The sequence below is a fragment of the Methanohalobium sp. genome, assembly GCF_046546175.1.
GTDB lineage: Archaea > Halobacteriota > Methanosarcinia > Methanosarcinales > Methanosarcinaceae > Methanohalobium.
The window spans coordinates 1-2,732 of the sequence record NZ_JBKGYF010000138.1 but is presented as its reverse complement, the minus strand read 5'-3'; the positions used below and the strand labels follow the sequence as shown (position 1 = coordinate 2,732).

2 protein-coding genes, 1 tRNA gene and 1 pseudogene are annotated in these 2,732 nt (G+C 39.0%); all 4 read right to left on the bottom strand.

The window, feature by feature from the left end; translation table 11 throughout:
* Positions 1-73 precede the first annotated feature (73 nt).
* Positions 74-162: transfer RNA gene (locus ACLFMM_RS09790), tRNA-Ser, on the bottom strand.
* A gap of 96 nt (positions 163-258) precedes the next feature.
* The gene (locus tag ACLFMM_RS09785; RefSeq protein WP_410808546.1) at positions 259-990 is read right to left on the bottom strand and encodes an FKBP-type peptidyl-prolyl cis-trans isomerase; all 732 of its coding nucleotides are present in this window, start codon (positions 988-990) and stop codon (positions 259-261) included.
* A gap of 109 nt (positions 991-1,099) precedes the next feature.
* The gene (lysA, locus tag ACLFMM_RS09780) at positions 1,100-2,380 is read right to left on the bottom strand and encodes a diaminopimelate decarboxylase (RefSeq protein WP_410808545.1); all 1,281 of its coding nucleotides are present in this window, start codon (positions 2,378-2,380) and stop codon (positions 1,100-1,102) included.
* A gap of 143 nt (positions 2,381-2,523) precedes the next feature.
* Positions 2,524-2,732: pseudogene (locus ACLFMM_RS09775) on the bottom strand (hypothetical protein); the annotation flags it as partial.

Genomic DNA, 2,732 nt, shown 5'->3' with positions numbered 1-2,732 from the left:
ATATAATTGCCGATTTTTTTTGATAAGGTATTAATAATTATTATGTTGATTCAGAAAAGGATAAGAAAAAAGTTGGCGCCGAGGGGGAGATTCGAACTCCCGCGGTGCTTTAGCACCACCGATTCTCAAGACCGGCGCTTTAGTCCACTCTGCCACCTCGGCTCAATTTGCGGATGTTAATGACAGTTTATATAATAAAAGGGTTTTGATTCAATCTGTTTTGACAGGTTAACAGAGAAAATAAATCAGCAGAGAAATTTAATCTCCGCTGGGTTCAGTTTCTGCAGTAGTTTCTTCCTCTAGTTCGGATTCTTCTGGTTTAATAGTTTTTGGTGGATATTTTTCCACGTATTGAACTTCTTCTACTCCAAGATGTTCCATCAGGTCGTTTGCAATCCTGCCTTTTACCATCAGCCATCTCTGGTTGAAGGTAAGTTCATTTGGAATGTTGATTACAGCGGTGTTATCCTGGATTTTGGCATCCATATCTGTTATACCCGTATAGAGTGCAAGAAGTCCCTGTAATTTTTCATCAGCATCTTCAATCTTTTTGTCTATGGTGTAATCATAGGTGACGGTTTTTCCTGCAAGCGGATGGTTGAAATCAACACGGACTCTGCGACCGATAACTTTCGTGACAACACCCTTTCGATTATCAATCTGTGCTTCCATACCTGGGTAAGCTTTTCGATCCTGAAATTTTGTTATTGAATGGGATTCCACAAGTTTGGGGTCATGTTCTCCAAATGCCTTTTCGGGTGGAATGTCCACAGTTCCTGAATGACCTTCCTCTTTTCCGACCAGTTCTTCGTCCAGTCCTTTTATTGTGTGACCTGCACCAGCTACAACAACATCTCCTCCGTATATACCTTTCTCGTTGTATATGCCGTTCTCTTTCGCAATGTTTTCATCAGTGGTATCGAATACTGTACCGTCTTCAAGTTTTCCGGTATATGATAGTTTTATAAAATCTCCTTCCTGTATTGTCAAATTAATCAACTCGATCATTGGTAGTTATTATGATTATATTTTGCAAAATCTATCTTCTCAGGAATATACATATGCCTTTAATAACTTTTTGGAATTATCTCCGCCGGATTTACAGGAACCTTGATGGGACTTCCTGGTTGGCAAGCAAATCAGAGTAGGTTTCTGCTTTCCTTATTATATCAATTTCACCCTTATTAACAAGCAGTTCTGCACATCTTGGTCTTCCGTTGTACTGGGAACTCATTGAATATCCATAGCCGCCAACATCCAGAAAAGCAATAACGTCTCCTTTTTCTATCTCCGGTAATTCACGGTCATTTGCCATTATGTCTCCTGTTTCGCATATAGGTCCTACAATAGTATATGTCTCGTCAGCGTTTTTTTCTGCCTTGTTGGCTACAACTGCATGATGGTAGGCATCGTACATCACAGGTCGTATCATGGTATTAAAACCTGCATCAACTCCAACAAATTTTTTTGCAGCATTTTTCATGGTGTTTACACTGGTAAGCAGTATAGTAGAATCCCCGACCAGATAACGACCGGGTTCAAGTACAAGTTTTGGGTTTACGCCTTCTGCCTGACATCGTTCATTAAAAATAGGTACAATACAATCTGCAAGGTCTTTTGGTGTAGGAACTTCGATATTTTTCTCATAGGGTATTCCCAGACCTGAACCTATATCCACAAATTCGAATTCAACACCCAGTCTGGAAATTTGTTCTACAAGGTCCATCATTTTGTTTACAGTTTCAGCAAATGGATCGATTTCAAGTATTTGGGAACCGATATGGCAGTGTATCCCGACTGGATTGACACCCGGTTTATCGAGCGCCTGTTTGTATGCACTTACGACTTCCTCATGAGGGATTCCGAATTTGGATGTTTTAAGACCTGTGGATATTTTGGGGTGGGTTTTTGGTGAAACATCAGGGTTTACTCTAAATGCGATATCTACAACCTTGCCTTTCTTCTTTGCAATTGATGAGAGTGTATGTAGTTCATCAAATGAATCAACAGATACACGGACACCGGTCTGGACAGCCATCAATAATTCTCTTTCTGATTTTGAATTCCCGTTGAAAAGTATTTTTTCTCTGGGTATACCGGCAAGCAGGGCTGTATAAAGTTCCCCATCAGAAAAAACATCTGCACCTGCTCCTTCTTCAGCCAGTATTTTAAGAACAGTTAGGTTTCCATTGGCTTTGGCTGCATAATATAGGTCTGCATCAGGAAATGCATTTTTATATCTTTTGAAATTGTCCCTTATTCGCTGTTCATTTGTAACATATAGGGGTGATCCGTATTCTTCAACCAGATTTGGAGCGTCAACACCACCTATGGTAAGACGATTGTTTTCTATTTCCAGATGGTTTTTGATTGTAAACATCTTTTTATACCTCATTTAATTATTCAACAATTTATGGGTCTAAATGCAATTTTAATAATATTAGTTTTGCCGTGAATTTAAGAATGAACTCATTTCAAAACATGGTTTAACCTTGTACCAGCATAACATAAAACATGCGATATTTAATAACCCTTTAAATACTGAATCCAATCTTTCATATCTGCTGTCCAGTTTTCTGAACCCCATTTCAACCATGCAAATAACCGTTCTATAGTAGTTCTCTTTTGATAAGACCAGGGTTCAAATCTTGTAGGTCTTCCTCGTCTCCTCCTTTTCTGACTTCTGGGATTCACCGGTATATTGCTTTTAATCAATCTGGATCTTAGATATC